1 pseudogene is annotated in these 886 nt (G+C 77.7%); it reads right to left on the reverse strand.

Features of this window, described 5'->3' with window-relative positions:
* Positions 1-79: 79 nt before the first annotated feature.
* Positions 80-886 (reverse strand): annotated as a pseudogene (locus ACWJ6R_RS37200) (hypothetical protein); the annotation flags it as partial.

Consider the following 886-nt stretch of genomic DNA (forward strand, 5'->3'; position numbering starts at 1 on the left):
GGGCAGGAAGGCGCGCTCGTAGCCGTCGACGTACGGCATGCCCGCCACGACCAGCCGGGCCGTCGTCGGGTCACCCCGGTCAGCCGGGCGAACTCCTCGGCCGCCTCCGGCCGCCGGGGCGCCGGGCCGCGTCCGGCGTACTCGGCCAGGAACGCCGCCGTCCGGCCGCCGTCCCCGGGCTCGCCGACGGATCCCCGGGAGAGCTCCGTGTAGGGCGCGGGGACCTCGAACCGTCCGGCCGGTCGTGGAAGAGCGCCGTGAAGCGGAAACCGGTGTCGCTCCCCTCGGTGCCGGTGAAGGCGATGAAGGCGCCGCCGTCCAGCGGGAGCACGCCGAGCCAGGTGCCCTCCTTGCGCCTGCCCGTCGCGTCCCTGAGCCAGGCGTCGTCGAGGCGCAGTGAGAACCGGCGCCAGGCGGCGGGTCCGGCGGCGCCCGTCAGGCCGAGCCCCGCGAACTCGTCGAGCAGCCGGTGCAGCGCGCCGGCGTGCTCCGGCTCGCACCCCGCCGTCACCACCCGGTAGGCCACCGCGGCGCACCCGCCGAGCAGCGGTTCCCACTCCAGCGCGGCGTGGGGGAAGCGCGGCCCGTCGAAGTGGAGCCGGACCGCCGGAGCGCCCTCCCCGCTCCCGGGCGCGGCCCGCAGCGCCCGGCCGATCACGTTCAGCTGCCGTACGACGCCGTGGCTCTCCTGGCGGTACCACCCGGAGGAGGAGGTCCCCAGGCCGCTGAGCGCCTTGGCCAGCAGCTGGTCGGAAGGGCCGTCCGGTTCCTCCTGCTCCTCGCCGCCGCCCGCCAGGGCCAGGGCGAGCCGGGCCGTCACCTCGTCCAGGACGGCCTGCTGGGCGGCGGCGAACCGCGCCACCCCCGGCGATCCCCGGCGACCAGC

Source organism: Planomonospora algeriensis, assembly GCF_977012225.1.